Genomic DNA, 18,724 nt, shown 5'->3' with positions numbered 1-18,724 from the left:
TGCGGCGAAGTCGCTCGTGCCTGGGCGCGAAGGAGGGACTAGGGTGCCGGGTGTGACTCATCCCGTGGTGCAGCCGCAGGTCCTGATTGTGGAGGATGACCCGGACGTTCGGGGGGCCATGGCGGAAGCGCTGCACGACGAGGGCTTCGAGGTGTCCATGGCCATCAACGCCGTGGAGGCGCTTCGCGTGCTCGCGGCGTTGGAGTCCGCCTGCCTGGTGCTGCTCGACTGGGAGATTCCGCGCGTGGACGGGCGAGGTCTGCTCGAGCGGCTGCGGTCCGATGAGCGCTTCGCCGGGACGCGGGTGGTGGTGATGACGGCGGAGGCCGGGCCGCTGCCGCCAGGCGCGGCGGGGGTGCTGCGCAAGCCGGTGAGACTGGAGATGCTGCTGGAGGCGACGCGGCGGCACTGCCCGGTGGCCGACGGCGTGGTGAAGACGCCCGCGTGAGCGCGGGCTGCGCGCTGACGCGGGCGTGAGGACATCAGCGGACGTCAGTAGGTGAGGCCCAGGCCCAGGAAGGGGCCGTGGAAGGTGTCGACGTGGGAGACGCCATCCACGTAGCCGGCGTCATCCAGCACCATGCCCCGGTATCCGCCGCGCAGCACCACCGCGCCCAGCTTCAACGCCAGCGCGGCGCTCGCGTCCACCTGCCGGTAGGGGAAGGGCGTCACCTGCAGGCGCGCCTCCAGGTCCAGGGGGCCGGCGATGCAGGCCTCCAGGGAGGCGCCGAAGCTGGGGCCGACGAAGGTGATGTCCGGCGCGTGCGCGGTGCTGACACCGGCCTCCGCGCGCAGGCGGGCACGCTCGTGGGAGATGAGCGCCCAGGTGAGGTGCGACTGCGTCAGGGTGATGGAATCCGAACCGCTCGTCCCGTCATCCGTGGGCAGGCCCACGCCCGTCAGCCGCAGGTCCACGCCGAAGCGCCGGCCCTCCAGCCCGAGGAACAGGTCGGCGCCGCCGCCCCCTTCGTTGAGCGGCCCTCCCTGGATGCCCACGCGGAAGGACAGCGCCGCCGCGTGGCGCTCCCCGCGCAGCTCTGGCGACACGCTCATCCGATGGTTGCCGGTGATGAAGAGGTAGGAGAGCCAGCTCACCGTCACCGTGCTCGAGCCGCCACTCACGTGCCGCCGGTTGCTCGAGGAGCGCCGCCGGGAGGAGCGGCGGGGCGCGTCGTCGTCGTCGTCGTCGTCATCGTCCGAGCCGATGGCGGAGGCCCCGTGCTCCTTGTCATCCCTGTCCCGGTTCGAGTCGCTCTGGGACGGCCGCGAGCGCTTGCCGAAGCGGGCCTCCGCCGCCGTGGGACCCAGGCCCAGCGCGAGCGCGAGAAGGGCACACAGCAGGGTCCGGATTGGGAACACGGGGCAGCTCCTGAAGATGGGCCGGGGATGCGGCCGCCGGAGACCTGGACGCCTGGCGGCCTGCTTTATTCAATCCGCCTCACTGTTGCGGTGGCGCCGGGCAGTTTTTGGGGTTGTTCAGGCACGCGTCCGTCTGGAGGCACTGGCCCGGGGACTTCTTGAGCTTGCACGTGTCCGAGCACTTGGGAGGGAACTCGGAGTAGTCACACGTCACCCCACAGGTGGTCTGCGTCTTGGGGGAAATCACCTCGCAGGGCGAGCGCAGGTACACGGTGATGGGCTCGGGGTGCTGGAAGCCGGCTTCGTCCATGCAACCCTCGAAGTCGCCGTCCCCCCACACCGCGGTGCCGTCGTTCACCTTGCAGCGGGCGGGGCGGGGGTTGTAGCTGCCCGGTTCGCAGGGGCCCGCCGCGTAGGCCATGCATCCGGCGATGCGCTCGCCGCCGATGTCGGCGTTGGCGCAGATGCGCGAGCGCAGGTGGCTGTCGCCGTCCACCCAGTCCCGGCCGTGGCAGGCGTGGACGTTATCGTGGACCACGCCCTTGAAGCGCAGGTTGACGAGCCTGGGCTGGAAGTTGTCCTGATTGAGGACGACCTCCACCGTCAGGCCGCGCGAGTCGAACATGTTCCCGTAGAAGGAGCCCTCCCGGAACGTGTACGCGCCGAAGGGCTCGGCCGGGTAGGTGCCGGAGGTGGCCACCGGGGCCACCCACGAGCCCGGAATCGCGGCGCGGCTGTAGGGCGCGGACATGACGCTGTAGCGGCCGCTCGCGGGGCACTTGAACTCGACGCTGGGCTCGATTCCGCCGCAGGGGTTGCCGAGCGTGTCCGCCAGACGGTCCTCCCAGGCGCAGCCCCGCGGGTCCTCGCACACGCGCAGCACCCGGTCTCCGAAGATGCGGCCCAGCTGGCCCGTGCACGTGGCCGGGTGGGGCGCGCCCGCGGCCACCGTCACCTTGTCGCCCGGGGTGCAGGTGCCCACGTTCTCCCCCAGCCAGCCGCACTCGGCATGGAGGCCCGCCTCACCCGACGCGCAGGGCAGGAACATGGGGCTCCACTCCTGACGGTCTCCCGAGGGATTGAAGCGCCGGGGCTCGCTCGGGTCCTCGCCGCGCATGGACACCATCACGCGGCGGCCGAAGGCGTTGTTGCGCGCCAGGAGACAGGCCGTCACGTAGCCCAGGCAGGCCTGGCTCGGCTTGTCCTTTGCCCACTCGGGGCACAGCCCCACCTCGCCCTTGAAGGTGTACGTATCGCCGGCGCGGCTGGTCCACTCCACGGCGGCGCCGGGCGGCAGCGCGCACTCGGTGAGGTACGCCATCACGTTCCGGGCAGGTGGGTGCTCCAGCGCGTGCTTGAGCCGGCCGTCGAAGACGAACGTCTTCGAGTGCAGCGGCATCTCGGTGAGGGCGTCCAGCGCGGCCCGGTTGCTGGTGAGCGCGTTGAAGGCCAGCTCCTCGGCGCGGAGCGAGTTCAGGATGCGGATGCCGGGCTCCGCCTGGGCCGGGGCCTGGGGAAGCAGCAGCGCGGTCAGGAACAGGAGCGCGGCCCGCAGGGAGCGCGAGGAGGGGCGAAGCGCGAAGGGCGACATGGAGCGTGGACCTCGGAGCGAAAAGGGACTCGGTGGCTCCGGCGGTAGCACGTAGCGGGCCGGGCACTCAGGCCCGCGGTTTCGCGGGGTTGGCGGTGGGCCCTGTTGCCTGGGGAGCCACACCCTCTCAGGGGGTGTGGACCTGGAGGCCACGCGCCGTCAGCGCCGGCCCTGCTTCTTGGCCTTGGCCAGGCGCCGGGGTTCGGGCTTGCCCGGCGCGGGCGGCGGCTGGAGCGCCGTGGTGCACGCGGCGGTGGCCGTCACCGCGGCGGCATAGGCAGCGTGGTGCTGCTGCTCCAGCGTGCGCAGCCGGCGCGACATGGCCTCGCGCAGGGCCTGGAGCTCGGCCACGCGGGCCTCGGACTCGGCCGCCTCGCGTGTCAGCGCGTCGTTGCGTTCCACCAGGGCGGAGATGGAGCGCGAACCCGCCCAGGCCCCTGTCGTGGCGAGCAGCACCGCGCTCACCAGCAGGCCCCAGGGCAGCCACGCCCGGCGCGGGGGCGCCGACTCGTTTCGCTGCATCGCTTCCATGCCCGCGAGGTTAGCGGCTTGGGCGGGGTAGGCTTCAAGGGGAGGACGTGGGAGCCTGCGGCACCTGGGGCATGGGCAGGCGCAACACGAAGCGCGCGCCGGGGCCCAGGGGAGGCGCTTCCACCGTCAGCTCGCCGCCGTGGGCGCGGGCAATCTGGCGGGAGATGTAGAGGCCCAGGCCCAGGCTGGCGCGGGCATGCTCGCCGGTGGCGCGCTCGAAGCGCTCGAAGATGCGGGCGTCCGCGCCTGTGGGGATGCCCGGCCCCCAGTCGCGCACGGCGATGAGGGCGGCGGCGCCGTCCACGTCCACGGACAGCTCCACTGGCTGGCCCGGGGCGTACTTCATCGCGTTGGACAGCAGGTTCATCAGCACCTGCTCCAACCGGAGGCGGTCCACATGGGCGAACACGGGCGCGCTGGCGTGCAGCACCGGCGCGCAGCCGGCCGCCACCAGCGCGTCCTCCATGCGCGTCACCAACCGGTGCACCAGCGCGGACAGGTCCACGTCCTCGCGCTCCAGCGTCAGGCGGCCGGTGCTGATGCACGCCACCTCGAACAGGTGCGTCACCAGGAGGGACAGCCGCTCCGCCTGCCGTTGCGCGCTGGCCAGACCCAGCTTCTGCCGCTCCGGAGGGCCCGGTACGTCTTTGTCCAGCGCGCGCCACAGCGAGGCGAGCTGGAGCTGGAGCGCGGACAGCGGCGTGCGCAGCTCGTGGGTGGCAATGGCGACGAATTCGTCGCGCGCGGCCACCGCCCGCGAGGCCTCGCGGTACAGCCAGGCATTGTCCACCGCGAGCGCCGTGCGGGACGCCAGGTCCTCCAGGAAGTCCAGGTCCCGGTCCTGGTAGCGCCGGTGCGGGTCCTGCGAGACGACGCTGAGCACCCCCAGCGTACGGCCGCGCGCCACCAGCGGGACGAACATCACCGACTGGCCGCCCAGTGCCTCCATCAGCCGCCGGTGCTCGGGCGACAGGGCGAGGGCGTCCAGCCAGGCCGGGTCCACCTGCGCGGCGAGCACCGGGCGGCCCGTCTCCAGCACGCGGCGGATGGGCGAGCGCGAGCCGGGCGGCGGTGGGTAGCGCAGCGCCTCCTTCATGAGTCGCTGGGTGGCCGCGTCACTCGCCAGGGCCTCCACGCGCTCCAGGCCCTGGCCGTCATCGGCGAGCACGTCCACGGTGCAGTAGTCCGCCAGCTTCCCGCCCACGAGCAGCTGCGCCGCGGTGCGCAGCGTGGTGCGCCAGTCCAGGGAGTGGGACAGCCGCGAGGTGGCCTCGGCGAGGAAACGCAGCCGCTCCTCCTCCACCTTCTGCGCCGTCACCTCCGACACCGTGGTGCCCACACCCACCGGCGCCTCCCCGTCACACACTGGGAAGTAGGTGATGCGGAAGTAGCGCCGCTCCCCGGCGTGTACGTCCGTCAGCAACTGGTCCACCACGGGCGCGCCGGTGTGCATCACCTCCCGCATCACCGCCTCCACCGGTGCGGCGCGGGGTCCCATCAGCTCCGACGGAGTGCGGCCCACGTGTGCGGCCTGCGGCAGGCGGTTGAAGGCGGCCTGCGCGGGGTTGGTGCGCAGGCAGAGCAAATCCCCATCGAAGAGGGACATGCCCACGGGCGAGGCATTCATGAAGGCCTGGAGGTCCGCGAGCCGCGCCTGCGCCTCCCGGTACTGAAGCGCGTTCGCCAGCGCGAGCGCCGCGCGGTGGGCGAAGTCCTCCGCCACCTCCACGGCCGGCACCGTGTCGCCCGTGAAGGCGAGGGTGAGCAGGCCAAGCGGCCGCGCCTCCTTCCTCAGCGGCAGTACCAGCAGGGAGCGGGACGCGAGACCTGGCGATGCTCCCGCGTCCAGCAGGCCCGCATACGCCGCGAGCCATTCCGGCGCCGGGCCGGCCACGCGCAGTGAGCCCCCGTCCGTTCGCGAATCCCAGGCCGGTGGACAGGGCCGTTCCTGCTCCAGCCGCTGCTGCCATGACGGCTCCCGGGCGGCGTGCGCGCCAGGGAGCATGCCGCCGTCGGCGGCCAGCACGTCCAGCAGGGCCACGTCCGCCCACTCGCGCACGGTGAGCTGGACGACCGAAGTGAGGGTGCGCTCCCAGTCCAGGGATTCCGCGAGAAGGCGGCTGGCCTCGGCGAGGAATTCCCGCGCCCGCGCCGAGGCCGCGGCGTTCTCACGGGAACAGGGCAAAAGGGGCTCGGACATGGGCGACAGGCCACGGGTGTGGCCTGGGCTGTACGTTGGGCCGTTCCGGGGCCGGATGACAACCCGGGGTGTTGGGGGAACGTCCGCGGGGTGATGCTCCCGGGGGGCGGTGGCCGCCCGGCCGCATGTTGATGCGGGCGGGCTTGATTCGAGGCCCGTGGGTGAGGCGTCATCCGGCCCCTTTCTTCAACTTCGGGAGCCGGTGGTCTGATGGCGATTGCGTGCGTGGTGCTGGACTTCGACGGAACCTTCACGGACGTGGCGGCGGAGAGCGCGCCCTTCCTCCGGCATTTCCGGCAGGGATTGGCGGCGGCGCTGGGCGAGGATTTGGAGGCCGCGTGGGAGGAGGAGGTCGCCGCGTTGCGCGCGGGCGCGGACGCGCTGGGGTGGGATTTGGGCGGCCGGGTGGTGGCGCCCGCCACGGCGGATCCGTACCTGACGGCCACCTGCGCGGCCCACCGCCTCATGCAGCGCTTCGGGCAGGGCCAGGACGAGGCCCGCCGCTCCGACGTGGTGCAGAAGCTCTACCGCGAGGCCTACGCGCACTCGGCCACCGCCTTCAAGCCGGAGGCGAAGGAGGTGCTGGAGGCGCTGGTGGCCACGGGCCTGCCGGTGACGGTGGTGACCAACGCGCACACCGACCTGGTGGAGAAGAAGCTGGACCAGCTGGCGCCCAAGGGGCGCGAGAAGCTGACGGTGTCCGGGGACGCGCGCAAGTTCCTCCTGGACCCGCCGGACGCGACGGACGCCCGCTTCGCCGCGGTGCCGGAGACGCAGACGCTGGACGGCGTGCTGCGCCGCCCCGTCTACCTGCGCCGGGGCCGGTACTTCGAGGCCCTCAAGCGCGTCTGGGAGACCACGGGCACCACGCCGGAAGAGACGCTGGTGGCTGGTGACATCTACGAGCTGGACCTGGCGCTGCCCGCCGCGCTGGGCGCGCACGTGCAGTTGGTGGCCCGCGACAACGTGCTGCCCTACGAGCTGAAGGCCATGGAGCTGCTGGGCGCGCGCGGCGGCGTGGACCGCAGCCTGCACGGCGTGCTGCCCCGCCTTCGCTGAAGGCCGGGCCCGCAAGCACGAAGCCCCGCCTCCCGGTGAAGGGAGCGCGGGGCTCGTGGGTCACAACCGGCGAGGGCGTTAGACCTTGGCGCCCGGCGTCGGCTGGAAGACCTCGTTGAACTCGGTGATGGCCTTGCTCAGCGCCGTCTTGATGTCGGCGGTCAGCTCGCGCTTCGACGCCAGGTCCTTGGCGACGTTCGGGTGCTTGCCGTCGGCGAACTCCAGGAACTCACTCATCCAGCGCACCACGTCGGCCACCGGGATGTCGCGAATCCAGCCGCGCTTCTTGGGGTCGTCGCGGTTGGTGGCGGCGTAGATCTGCATGACCTGCTTCTCGACGGGCATGGGCTCGTACTGGCCCTGCTTGAGCAGCTCCACCATGCGGGCGCCGCGCGCCAGCGTCTCCTGGGTGGCCTTGTCCAGGTCGGAGCCGAACTGGGCGAAGGCGGCCAGCTCGCGGTACTGCGCGAGCTCCAGCTTCATGGTGCCGGCGACCTGCTTCATGGCCTTGATCTGCGCGGCCGAACCGACGCGGGACACGGAGAGGCCCACGTTGATGGCCGGGCGGACGCCGGCGAAGAAGAGGTCCGTCTCGAGGAAGATCTGCCCGTCGGTGATGGAGATGACGTTCGTCGGGATGTACGCCGACACGTCACCGGCCTGCGTCTCGATGATGGGGAGCGCGGTGAGCGAACCGGCGCCCTCCTCGTCGGACAGCTTGGCGGCGCGCTCCAGCAGGCGGCTGTGCACGTAGAACACGTCGCCGGGGTAGGCCTCGCGTCCCGGCGGACGGCGGAGCAGCAGCGACAGCTGGCGGTACGCCACGGCCTGCTTGGACAGGTCGTCGTACACGATGAGCGCGTGCATCTTGTTGTCGCGGAAGTACTCGCCCATGGCCACGCCGGCGTACGGCGCGAAGAACTGCATGGGAGCCGGGTCGGAGGCGTTGGACGCCACCACCGTGGTGTACTCCATGGCGCCGAAGCGGGTCAGCTTCTCCACCACCTGCGCCACCGTCGACTGCTTCTGGCCGATGGCCACGTAGATGCAGTAAACGTTCAGGCCCTTCTGGTTGATGATGGTGTCGATGGCGACGGCCGTCTTGCCCGTCTGGCGGTCACCGATGATGAGCTCGCGCTGACCACGACCCACCGGCACCAGCGCGTCCAGCGCCTTGATGCCCGTCTGCAGGGGCTCGTGCACGCTCTTGCGGGACACGATGCCGGGCGCCTTCACTTCCAGGCGGCGCGTCTCCGTGGCGGCGATGGGGCCCTTGCCGTCCAGCGGCTTGCCGAGCGGGTCCACCACGCGGCCGAGCAGCTCCTTGCCCACCGGAACGGAGGCGATCTGCTGGGTGCGCTTGACCGTGTCACCCTCGCGGATGGCCTGGAAGTCACCCATGATGGCGACGCCGACGTTGTCTTCTTCCAGGTTGAGGACGAGGCCCTGCACGCCGTTGGCGAACTCCACGAGCTCACCGGCGAGCGCGCCCTCGAGGCCGTAGATGCGCGCGATACCGTCACCGACGGACAGCACGGTACCCGTCTCCGCGACGGTGACCTTCTTCCCGTAGTCCTTGATCTGCTCCCGGATGATTCTGCTGATCTCGTCGGCGCGGATTTCCATGAGCGTATGCGTCCTTGCGCAGGGGCGGCCGACGTGGAGCAGGCCGCCGAAACCTTGAAGTCGGGGCCCCTTACCACGCACACCCACCCGCTGCAATGCGGTCCGCGCCACCCGCCACGGGGTGGCAGAGGACGCCCGTTCAGGAGTGGGACAGGCGGCCGCGCGAAGGCGCTCCAGAAGTGGGTCAAAATCGCGCCCGGCTACTCTGGTGCATCAGCCGCCGTTGAGGTGGCGCCAGTCGCGGAGTCCTTCAGTGCCCCGGCCCCTCGCGGGGCAGCCAGGCGGTGAAGCTCACGCCGCCCCCGGAGCAGGACTCCACCGCCAGCTTCCCGCCGTGGGCCACGGCGATCTGCCGCGCGAGATAGAGCCCCAGGCCCAGGCCCTCTGGCGTGGCGCCGCGCTCCTTGCGAAAGGGCTCGAAGAGGGAGGAGTGCTCCTCCGCCGCCACCGTGAGTCCAGGGCTCTTCACACACAGCGTGACGCCGCCCACAGCGCCCACCACGCGCAAGGTGACCGGCGAATCCTCGCCCCCTTGATGGAGCACGCTGCCCAGCAGGTTGTCGGCCAGCTGCGCCAGCCGGTGGGTGTCCCAGTGGCCGCGCAGGTCGCCTTCCGTCTCCAGGTGGAGGGTTCGCCGGGGATGCTCACGGCGGCGCTCCTCCACGACGCGCGCCGCCACCGCGTCCAGCACCGCGGGCTCTGGCCGCAGGGCCAGTCCGCCCGCCAGCCGCGTGCGGGTGAAGTCCATCAACTCCTGGAGCATCCGCTCCATGCGCCGGGCGGACCGGGCCACCTGGCTCACCAGGGTGCGCTGCGGTTCCTCCAGCCCGTCCAGCCGCTGCAGGGAGCGCGTGCCTTCCTGCAGCGATTGCAGGGGCGCTCGCAGCTCCGCGTCCACCGCACCCAGCATCTGGTGTCGGAACTGCTCGGTGTTCGCGGAGAGCTCCTCCGCGGCCTTGCGGCTGCTGATGTCCCAGACGGCGGCCAACCGCACCTGCCGGCCTTCCCACGTCACGTAGCGCCCCAGCACCTCCAGGGGCAGCCGCTGGCCATCCCGGCGGAGGACGACCACCTCATAGGGGGTCTCCAGCCCGCGGCTGAGCACCAGCCCCACCTGCGAGCGGAACTCCGGGGCGACGTAGTCCGCCAGGTGCCGGCCGATCATCTCTGAGGGTGACGCGTAGCCCAGCAGCTGCGACATCGCGCGGTTGGCGTCCATCACGATGCCGTTGTCATGCAGGAAGTGCCCGTCACAGGCCACGTCCGCCAGGCTGCGCATGTGGGACTCCCGCGCGCGCAGCCGCTGCTCCTCCAGGAAGCGCTCCGTCTCGTCGCGCACCCACAACGCCACCCCCGCCAGCGCGCCGCCCTGCAGCGCCGGGGACAGGCCCACCCGCAGGTGCCGCTCACCCACGGCGGGGGCCAGCACGCCCCGCACAGGGGCATCCGTGACGTCCTCTCCGGAGAGTGCCCGGGCCAGCAGCGGTGACAGTGCCTGCGCCACCTGCGGCCACAGCTCCGTCAGAGGACGGCCCACGTGCGCGCGCGGCTCCAGGCCAGACAGCGCCGCCAGCGTGGCGTTCACCCACACCGGACGCAGGTCCCGGTCCAGCAGGGCCACCCCACAACCCGCCGCGCGCAGGAGGGCCCCAAGAAAGGGCCGAGCCTCCTCCGGCGCCGCCAACGTGGACGGACCTTCGGAATACCGGTGGAGTAGGGACTGCGGCATGGTCAGGTCGTCCAGGCGGCACGGGGCTGTCCCGCACCACCTGGGAGTATACCGCTGTCAGGGTCCGCTGGGAATACCGGTTAGCCCTGGACTGCGGGGTGATAAAGACGACCTGGAACGTTGGTTGCCCGGCGAGCGGGCGGGCTTCAGCGCTGCTTCAGTTCGCGGCGCATCTCTTCGAGCTGGGTCCGGATGCTGCCATCGTAGAGGATGCTGCCCACCTGGGCGGCGACACCACCCAACAGGCTGGGGTCCACGCGCGTCTCCAGAAGGACGTTGCGCTGGGTCAGCTGCTGCAGGGTCTGCTGGAGCTGGGCAAGGGCGTCGGCCGGAAGCGGCGCGGCGCTGGTGACGTGGCCCCGGACGCGGCCGGCACGGGCATCCGCCATGTCGCGGAAGAGGCGGGCGATGTCCGCCAGGTAGCCCAGGCGGTTGCGGTCCACCAGCAGGCGGAGGGTATTGGCCAGCGTGGGCTCCACGCCGCCGGGGATGGCCTTCATCACCGACTCCACCACCCGCAGGCGCTGCTCGCGGGTGTAGGCGGGGTTGACGAGCACATCCGTCAGCTCGGCGTTCTTCGCGATGACGTCGGCGAAGGCGGTGAGCTGCTCGGCGACGGCGTCAGTGCGGCCCGCCTCCGAAGCGACATCGAGGAGGGCGCGGGCGTAGCGGCGGGCGATCGACACGTTCACCATGGCGGTCGCGCCCTTAGCACGGGGATTTCTCCCGGGCAACGTCCCTGGCATCGTGACGCCCTGTCGCCGGGGGCACGCTTGCTGGCCCGGGCCGTGGCGTGGGAAAGCGGCGCTTATCGGCGGGCAGGTGAGGGAAGGGGGCTTGGCGAGCTGGCGCGAACACCCGTAGGGTGGTGTCCTCTCGGCCCCCCATGCATGACCTCGTCATCGGCATCGACCTGGGTACTACCAACAGCGCCGTGGCGACCGTTGAAGACGGACGCCCGCGCATGATTCCCGCACGCGCGGGTGGCCGGTTGACGCCGTCCACGCTGGGCGTGAACAAAGCTGGCGAGCGCGTGGTGGGCGTCGCGGCACAATCCCTGGCCGAGGAGCATCCGGACTCCGTGGTGTGGGCCACCAAGCGTTTCCTGGGGCGCCGCTACACGCCGGAGCTGGTTCAGGAAGCCAAGGCACTGGTGCCGTATCCGCTGGTGGCCGGGCCCTCTGGCGACGTGCGCGTGCGGCTCGCCGGGCGGGTGATGCCCGTCACGCAGGTGTCCGCGATGATTCTGGGCGAGCTGGCCCTGGACGCGCAGGCGCACTTCGGCCGCCCCGTCACCAAGTGTGTCATCACCGTTCCGGCCAACTTCGACGACAACCAGCGGCAGGCCACGCGCGAGGCGGCCAACATCGCCGGGCTGGACGTGGTGCGGCTGGTGAACGAGCCCACCGCCGCGGCGCTGGCATATGGCCTGTCGCGCGGCTTCGAGGGCAACGCGCTGGTGTTCGACCTGGGCGGTGGCACCTTCGATGTGTCCATCCTCGAGGTGAAGGCCGGCGTCTTCGAGGTGCGCGCCACGGGCGGTGACCCGAAGCTGGGCGGCGAGGACTTCGACCAGCGCATCGTCCAGTGGCTGTTGGCGCAGGTGGACGATGAGCTGCGCCACGTGGTGTCGCAGGACGCGCAGAGCCTGCGCCGGCTGAAGGTGGCCGCGGAGCAGGCCAAGCGCGAGCTCACCGAGAAGGAAGAGGCGTCCATCTACGTCGCCGGATTGGGCGACCACCTGGCGCCCGGCAGGCGGATGGCGGAGCTGGAGACGGTGCTGACGCGCTCCTTCTTCGAAACGCTGTCCGAGCCGCTGTCGCGCCGCTGCCTCGATGTCTGCGAGTCGGTGATGCGCGAGGCGAAGATGGACCCCCACGCGGTGGACGTGGTGCTGCTGGTGGGCGGCATGACGCGCGTGCCGCTGATGCGGCGGCTGGTGGCGGACTTCTTCGGCCGCGCGCCCTCCACGGACGTGCACCCGGAAGAGGCCGTCGCGCTGGGCGCCGCGGTGCAGGCCGACGAGCTCATCCGCCAGTCCGGTCAGGCGCTGCTGTTGGACGTCGCCACCCAGAGCCTGGGCGTGGGCGTCATGGGCGGGCGCGTGAAGCGGCTCATCCCGAAGAACACGGGCGTGCCGGTGGTGGCGCGGGACATCTTCTATCCGGGCAGCTCCGGCCAGCAGGAAGCGCGCATCCCCGTGTACCAGGGCGAGAGCGAGTTCCAGGACGAGAACTACAAGCTGGGCGAGGTGGTGCTGAAGCGCCTCCACGTCGCCGCGCGCGGAGACGTGCCGCTGGAGGTCGTCTTCGAGCTGTCCAGCGAGGCCATCCTGTCCGTCAAGGCCACGGACCTGACCACCGGCAACATGGAGGCCGTGCGGCTGGAGGCCCGTGCGGGGCTGCCGCAGGGCGAGGCGGAGAAGCTGGGCGCCGAGCAGGCCCACTACGCGCGCTCGCAGGGCGTGGTGGACGCGAAGCGCGCGGAGGAGCTGTTCCGCAAGCTGCTGGAGCGCGGGGAGAAGCTGGCGCGGCTGCTCCAGCGCAGCGCGCAGGAGAACCCCAGCCCGGAGGCGCAGGCCACCCTGGGCACGGTGCAGCGCCTGTTGGATGGCGGCCGCTCTGCCCTGGACAGCGGCAACGCGGCGCAGTGCGCCACCATTGCCAAGCAGCTCACGCGGTTGTTGTCCGGTCGCCAGGAGCCTCGCGCCTGAGCGTCCATCCCCGAACGGTGGCCCCGGGCGCCCGTGGCCTTGGCACCCCTTTCCACCTATCCGTGAACGTATGAGCCCTCCTCCCAACGCGCGTGACACCGTGTTCGTGGTGGATGACTCCCGTACCGCCCGGGAGGTGGTGCGCCTGCACCTGATACGTTTGGGCTGCGAGGCGGTGGCGCTGGAGGGCGGCGAGGCGTGCATGGCCGAGCTGGCCCGGCGCACGCCGGCGCTCATCCTGTTGGACCTGCGCATGGAGCGCATGCAGGGTGATGAGGTGTGCCGGCTGGTGAAGGCACACCCCGCGGGGCGCAACGTGCCCGTCATCATGTTCACCTCCGGCGGCGAGCCCCACGAGGTGATGCACTGCTGGCGCGCGGGCGCCGACGACTTCCTGCCCAAGCCGGTGGCGCTGGGCGCCCTGGAAGCGAAGCTGGCCGCGGTGCGCCAGGCCCGGGAGCGTGTCCGCGAGGGACTGCCGCGTGGGCGCCGGGTGCTGCTGGTGGAGGGCGGGCGCTTCCTGCACACCTTCCTGGGCGGCTCGCTGGAGCAGGAGGGCCTCCACGTCCTCTACGCGCGGGACATGGGGGACGCGGCGAACCTGGCGGCGGAGCACGGCGCGCAGCTGGATGGCTTCGTGGTGGACGTGTCGCGCACGCCGCGCGAGGCGCTGGCCCTGGCCACGAAGCTCCATGACGCGCATCCGCGCAAGCCGCTGGTGCTGCTGTCGCGCGCGGAGGAGTCGCAGGAAGTGCTCACCCGGGCGCAGGCGCTGGGTGGCGCGCCGCTCCTGGAGAAGCGTCACATGGGCGCGGACGAACTGCTCGGCCGCGTGCTGGGGCGGCTGGTTCCGGGCCACACCCCGCTGCGCGCCGCGGAGCGCGTGCCCTTCTTCACGGTGGTGGAGTTCACCACGCCCAACGGGACGACGCTGTCGGGCTTCAGCCATGACGCGGGGCCGGGCGCGCTCTTCGTGCGCACCCTGACGCCGGCGCGCGAGGGCACCCGGTTGACGCTGAAGGTGTTGCTCGCGGGCCAGCGCGCGCCCTGCACCGCGGAGGCGACGGTGGCGTGGTCCAACCCGCCCCTGCCGCAGGGCGTCTTCCGGTCCGCGGTGGGCATGGGGCTGCGGTTGGAGCAGATGGACCCGGTGCTCACCCAGCAGTTCGTCCGCTTCGTGCCACGGGGTCTCGGTTTTCCGGCTCCAGGTTCGCCGCGCGCATCAGGTTTCTGAGAGGCACGGGCGCCCGCAACGGCTCGACGAAGCCAGGGGGCCCGGGTGGACGAAGCCTTGGCACGCCGGTGGCATCAGAGCCCGGCCGCCGCTGGCGTGGCACCGGGGAGGTCCGGGGGCTGTCAGTGGGGCCGAAGTGCAAAGGGAGGGTCGAAATGCGGCAGTGGAAACGCTGGAGCTGGGCCGGAGTGGTGGCTGTCGTCGCGGCGGGGTGTGACGAGGGCAACAAGCCGTTGTCCCCGGTCGACAACGAGCCCGTGCAGCAGGAGGCCCGGCTGGAGAGCTTCCCTGGCTGTGAGGCCCTGGAGCAGCACATCGAGGACACCGCGACGAAGCAGATGCGCGCGGCGCTGGAGAGCTACAAGCAGTACGCCTACGGAGGCGGCCGTGGGGGCGAGGCGCCGCCCATGACGGGCGCGCCGCAGGAGGACTCCTCCGGAGGCGGCGGCAGGCCCAATGACTACACGGGCACGAACAACCAGGTGGCCGGCGTGCACGAGGCCGACTTCGTGCAGAACGACGGCACGCGCATCTTCGTGCTGTCGGGCCCCCGGCTCTACATCCACCGTTCGTGGCCCGCGGAGCAGCTCACGCGGACGGCCGCGCTGGAGGTGGAGGGCTGGCCGCTCGAGATGCTGCTCGACGCCGAGCGCAACCGGCTGGTCATCACCTCGGGGGTGGCCGAGGACCGGCTCGGGACGGTGGGGGGGGGGCGCGGCATGGACGACATGCCGGTCATCGACTGCGCCGGCTTCGGTTGCGGCTATGCGTACAGCAACACCGTGAAGGTGACGGTGGTGGACGTGGCGGACCTGGAGGCGCCTCGGGTGCTGGAGCAAATCTACCTGCCCGGGAGCTACATCAACGCCCGGCGCGTGGACAGCGCGGTGCGCCTGGTGTTCTCGGACGGGTTCCGCTGGCCGGCGGACGTGCGCCTCTATCCCGAGTACTCGCCGGGGCTCTTCGATGACCGGGGCCGACTGGTCGCGTCCATCGACGCGCTCATCAAGCAGAACGAGCAGCGCATCCGCGCGCAGTCGCTGGAGCACTGGCTGCCGAAGGGCCGGCGCGTGACGGCGGACGGCGAGGTGAAGCCGCTCGCGTATGACTGCACGTCGTTCTACCGCGCCAACGGGCCCACCGGGCTGGGCCTGGTGTCGGTGCTGTCGCTGAACCTGGACGCGGAGGCGTCGTCGCCCAGCCGGACCAGCGTGGTGGGACTGCCCGGCGAGGTGTATGCGTCCCATGAGGCGCTCTACGTGGCGTCTCGCCACTGGTGGTGGTGGCCGGAGCCCGGCCAGACGACGCACACGTACCTCCACAAGTTCGACATCCGCGACCCGGACCAGGCCACCTACGTGGGCAGCGGCACGGTGGAGGGATACATCGTCAACCAGTTCGCCATGGACGAGCGCGAGGGCGTGCTGCGCGTGGCCACCACCGTGGAGCTCCCACCGGAGAACCCGGGGACCGGGAACGGCGGGGACACCGCGTGGACGCCTCCGGAGACGGTCAACCGCGTGGTGACGCTGCGTGAGCAGGACGGGCGCCTGAAGGAGCTGGGCCGCAGCGAGGACCTGGCCCGGGGGGAGCGCATCTTCAGCGCGCGCTTCATGGGCACGCGCGGCTACGTCGTCACCTTCCGGCAGGTGGACCCGCTCTTCACCTTCGACCTGAGCGACCCGGCGAACCCGCGCAAGGTGGGCGAGCTGAAGATTCCGGGCTTCTCCACGTACATCCACCCGCTGGGTGACACGCACCTGCTCACCTTCGGCGAGCACCGCAACGAGGACGGCACCTGGCAGGACCGCGCCCTCAAGCTGTCGCTCTTCGACGTGAGTGACCTGGCGCAGCCCAAGGAGACCTTCACGCACCAGTTGGGCTCGATGGGCAGCCACAGCGAGGCGCTCTACGAGCACAAGGCCTTCACCTACTTCCCCGCCAAGGGATTGCTGGCCCTGCCCTTCACGGACTGGGACTACAACGCCTACGACTACTGGTCCGGCTTCCGCAGCGAGCTGCGCGTCTTCCGCGTGGACACGGCCACGGGCTTCTCGCCGGTGGGCACCGTCTCCATGCGGGACATGTATCAGTCGTTCAACTTCCGGAACTGGAGCTGGTACTGGCAGCCCACGGTTCGCCGCAGCATCATGGCGGACGACTACGTCTACACCATCTCCGACGCGGGGCTGCGCGTGTCCCACGTGGACAGCCTCCAGACGCCGCTGGTCACCGCGCCCTTCCATCCGCCCATGCTGCCGTGACGCGGGGCTGACGCGGGCTTGCCCCCTGGGACGCCGGGTGTCCCAGGGGGACGTATCACAGGTGTGTGGCCGGGCCTCCTCGTCAGGCGAGGGGGCGTGGCGCGTCGGACGTGGGCAGCGCATTCCCTGCCGGAAGGCGCTATAGGCGCACTCCCCATGTCCACCGCCGTGTTGCCAATGTCCTCCGTGAATTCTCCCCGCACCGAGCTCCGGGAGCTGGCCCGGCTGGCGGTTCCCATCGCCATCGCCCAGGGCGGGCAGGCGCTCATGGGGTTGGTGGATACGCTGGTGGTGGGCCGCGCGGGGACGTCCGCGCTGGCGGCGGTGGGCCTGGGCAACGGCCTCTACTTCGCGGTCAGCTCCTTCGGCATAGGCTTGATGATGGGGTTCGACCCCATGATTTCCCAGGCCATTGGCGCACGGCAGTTCACCCGGGCGCGGGCGCTGTTGTGGCAGGGCGCGTGGATGGCGTTCTGCGTGGGGGCGATGCTGGCCACGCTGATGACGCTGGCGCCGCGGCTGCTGCCGCTGGCGGGCATCAGTGAGACGGAGGCCGCGGGCGCCAGCCAGTACCTGGCGTGGCGCGCACCCGGCATGCCGATGATGCTGATGTTCCTCACCATGCGCTCCTATCTCCAGGCCACCGCCTTCACGCGGCCGCTGGTGATCGCGACGGTGGTGGCCAACATCTTCAACCTGCTGGGCAACCTGCTGCTCGTCTTCGGTGGCGCCAATCTGCCGGCCTGGTTCGGCCCGCTGCGGGAGGTGCCAGCCCTGGGCGTGGCGGGCTCCGCGATGGCGACGTCAGCGAGCATTGGCATCGAGCTCCTCATCGCGGTGCTGTTCATTCGCAGCCGCAAGGTGGAAGGGGCGCCCGCGCGGCGCCTGCCGGTGTGGGCGGACCTCTCGCGAGCCATCCGGCTGGGCCTCCCCATTGGTCTGCACATCTGCGCGGAGGTCGGCGTGTTCGCGCTGGCGGGCGTGCTGGCGGCGGGGCTGGGGCCGGCGAGCGTGGGCGCGCACCAGATTGCCATCTCCTTCGCGAGCGTCTCCTTCACCGTGGCCATGGGCATTGGCAACGCGGGCAGCGTGCGGGTGGGCTGGGCGGTGGGCGCGCACAACACGCCGCAGGCGCGGCTCAGTGGCTTCATGGCGCTGGCGGGCGGCGCGGGCTTCATGGCGCTGAGCGGCCTGGTGTTCGCGCTGTTCCCTCACACGCTGGCGAAGCTGGCGGGGGCTCCCGCGGACGTGCTGCCGCTCCTGATTCCGCTGCTGATGGTGAGCGCCATCTTCCAGGTGTTCGACGGGGCGCAGGGCGTGGGCGCGGGCGTGCTGCGCGGCGCGGGCGACACGCGCTTCACCTTCCTGGCGAACATGGTGGGGCATTACGCCATTGGCCTGCCGGTGACGCTGCTGCTGGCCTTCAAGCTGGGCCTGGGCGTGGTGGGCATCTGGTGGGGCCTGTGCGCGGGCCTCATCAGCGTCGCGGTGGCGCTGGTGTGGCGCTTCAACCGGATGAGCGCGGGCACGCTGCGTCCGGTCGAAGCGTAGCGGCGCGCGGCGGCTACCAGGGCAGGTACTGCTGAATCATCTGCCGCCACACGGGCCAGTCGTGCGTGCCGCCCTGCCACACGGACAGGTGGTTGCCGATGTCCTTCTTCCACAGCAGGTTGGAGAGGTGCTCGTTGGAGGGGCGGCAGAAGTCGTGCTCGCCCACCGCCAGCACCATCTCCACGCGCTGGAGGGCGGAGAGCTGCGCGGGGTCCGTGAGGTTCGGCAGCCACTCCGTGCACGAATGGAAGTAGACGTCCGAGTCGTGATGGCCGTCGAGGAACTCGTCCGTCTCGAACTTGCCGCCCATGGACAGCAGGCGCCGGAAGACGTGCGGGTGCCGCAGGCCGATGTTGTACGAGTGGAAGCCGCCGAAGCTGCACCCGGCCAGGGTGAGGCGCCCGCCGGTGCTGCGGCTCTTGAGCAGGGGCACCACCTCGTGGAGGAGGTAGTCCTCCCACTGCTGGTGGCGCCGGACGCGGTCCGCCGGGTGGATGGCGGTGTTGAACCAGGACTCCTCGTCCACCGAGTCCGGGCACACCACGATGTACCGGCCGGACTGGACGCGGTCGGCGATGGCACCGATGAGGCCGAAGTCCTCGGCCTGGAAGAAGCGGCCCTTGCTGGTCGGCAGCAGGAGCACGGGCTCGCCCGAGTGGCCGAAGATGAGCAGCTCCATGTCGCGGTGCAGTCGCTCGCTGTACCAGCGGTGATATTCGCGGTTCATGGCGCGCAATTTAATCGCAATGCGTCAAAGGCCGCGACTGGAGTGCAATGGCCGCCCGCCGGACTGCCGGGAGTGAACACCTGGGCGGATGTCTGACTTTGCCGAGTCGGCGGCTACCCGCCCGGGCGTTCGTTGCGGCT

14 protein-coding genes are annotated in these 18,724 nt (G+C 71.1%); 6 read left to right on the top strand and 8 right to left on the bottom strand.

Annotated elements, in window-relative coordinates:
* The first annotated feature begins 43 nt into the window (after window positions 1–43).
* A complete protein-coding gene (locus BHS09_RS36200; RefSeq protein ID WP_140795905.1) occupies window positions 44–448 on the top strand; it encodes a response regulator in 405 nt (134 codons plus the stop codon).
* A gap of 44 nt (window positions 449–492) precedes the next feature.
* Here BHS09_RS36200 and BHS09_RS36195 read toward each other — a convergent pair whose 3' ends face one another.
* The 4 genes from BHS09_RS36195 to BHS09_RS36180 all read right to left on the bottom strand — a co-directional run bounded on the left by BHS09_RS36195 (window position 493) and on the right by BHS09_RS36180 (window position 5,681).
* Window positions 493–1,359, bottom strand: a complete 867-nt coding sequence (locus BHS09_RS36195) for a porin family protein (protein WP_140800346.1) — start codon at window positions 1,357–1,359, stop codon at window positions 493–495.
* A gap of 79 nt (window positions 1,360–1,438) precedes the next feature.
* Complete coding sequence (locus BHS09_RS36190) at window positions 1,439–2,950, bottom strand: hypothetical protein (RefSeq protein ID WP_237080042.1); 1,512 nt, start codon at window positions 2,948–2,950, stop codon at window positions 1,439–1,441.
* A 159-nt stretch (window positions 2,951–3,109) separates the two neighbouring features.
* Entirely contained in the window at window positions 3,110–3,472 is a 363-nt protein-coding gene (locus BHS09_RS36185) for a hypothetical protein (RefSeq protein WP_225909612.1), read from the bottom strand.
* A gap of 43 nt (window positions 3,473–3,515) precedes the next feature.
* On the bottom strand, window positions 3,516–5,681 hold the full coding sequence (locus BHS09_RS36180; RefSeq protein WP_140800344.1) for a sensor histidine kinase: 2,166 nt from the start codon (window positions 5,679–5,681) through the stop codon (window positions 3,516–3,518).
* A 210-nt stretch (window positions 5,682–5,891) separates the two neighbouring features.
* Between BHS09_RS36180 and BHS09_RS36175 the strand changes: the two genes are divergently transcribed.
* Window positions 5,892–6,740: an HAD family hydrolase gene (locus BHS09_RS36175; protein WP_140795901.1), complete on the top strand. Its 849-nt coding sequence runs from the start codon at window positions 5,892–5,894 to the stop codon at window positions 6,738–6,740.
* Window positions 6,741–6,818: 78 nt separating this feature from the next.
* On the opposite strand, the gene atpA is transcribed toward BHS09_RS36175, so the two are convergent.
* From atpA to atpH, 3 genes are all read right to left on the bottom strand, one after another.
* Window positions 6,819–8,366 (bottom strand): F0F1 ATP synthase subunit alpha, encoded by a 1,548-nt coding sequence (atpA, locus tag BHS09_RS36170; RefSeq protein ID WP_140795900.1) that lies wholly within the window; start codon window positions 8,364–8,366, stop codon window positions 6,819–6,821.
* Between the two features lie 250 nt (window positions 8,367–8,616).
* Window positions 8,617–10,095 carry a PAS domain-containing sensor histidine kinase gene (locus BHS09_RS36165; protein WP_140800343.1) on the bottom strand — a complete coding sequence of 493 codons (1,479 nt, stop codon included), beginning with the start codon at window positions 10,093–10,095 and terminating at the stop codon, window positions 8,617–8,619.
* Window positions 10,096–10,241: 146 nt separating this feature from the next.
* Window positions 10,242–10,790 (bottom strand): ATP synthase F1 subunit delta, encoded by a 549-nt coding sequence (atpH, locus tag BHS09_RS36160; protein WP_140795898.1) that lies wholly within the window; start codon window positions 10,788–10,790, stop codon window positions 10,242–10,244.
* A 191-nt stretch (window positions 10,791–10,981) separates the two neighbouring features.
* On the opposite strand from atpH, the gene BHS09_RS36155 reads away from it, so the two are divergent.
* The 4 genes from BHS09_RS36155 to BHS09_RS36140 all read left to right on the top strand — a co-directional run bounded on the left by BHS09_RS36155 (window position 10,982) and on the right by BHS09_RS36140 (window position 17,857).
* Window positions 10,982–12,808 (top strand): Hsp70 family protein, encoded by a 1,827-nt coding sequence (locus BHS09_RS36155; protein ID WP_140800342.1) that lies wholly within the window; start codon window positions 10,982–10,984, stop codon window positions 12,806–12,808.
* Between the two features lie 70 nt (window positions 12,809–12,878).
* Window positions 12,879–14,042, top strand: a complete 1,164-nt coding sequence (locus tag BHS09_RS36150) for a TIGR02266 family protein (protein ID WP_140800341.1) — start codon at window positions 12,879–12,881, stop codon at window positions 14,040–14,042.
* A gap of 155 nt (window positions 14,043–14,197) precedes the next feature.
* Window positions 14,198–16,306, top strand: coding sequence for a beta-propeller domain-containing protein (locus BHS09_RS36145; RefSeq protein ID WP_140800340.1), 2,109 nt, complete (start codon window positions 14,198–14,200; stop codon window positions 16,304–16,306).
* Between the two features lie 156 nt (window positions 16,307–16,462).
* The gene (locus tag BHS09_RS36140; RefSeq protein ID WP_140795894.1) at window positions 16,463–17,857 is read left to right on the top strand and encodes an MATE family efflux transporter; all 1,395 of its coding nucleotides are present in this window, start codon (window positions 16,463–16,465) and stop codon (window positions 17,855–17,857) included.
* Window positions 17,858–17,870: 13 nt separating this feature from the next.
* Here the strand turns inward: BHS09_RS36140 and BHS09_RS36135 are convergent, their stop codons facing one another.
* The gene (locus tag BHS09_RS36135) at window positions 17,871–18,584 is read right to left on the bottom strand and encodes an esterase family protein (RefSeq protein WP_140795893.1); all 714 of its coding nucleotides are present in this window, start codon (window positions 18,582–18,584) and stop codon (window positions 17,871–17,873) included.
* Window positions 18,585–18,724: the final 140 nt, after the last annotated feature.

It is taken from the genome of Myxococcus xanthus (assembly GCF_006402735.1).
GTDB classification, from domain to species: domain Bacteria; phylum Myxococcota; class Myxococcia; order Myxococcales; family Myxococcaceae; genus Myxococcus; species Myxococcus xanthus_A.
Note: the sequence above shows the minus strand (reverse complement) of the source record. Positions and strands in the feature narration are given on the sequence as shown.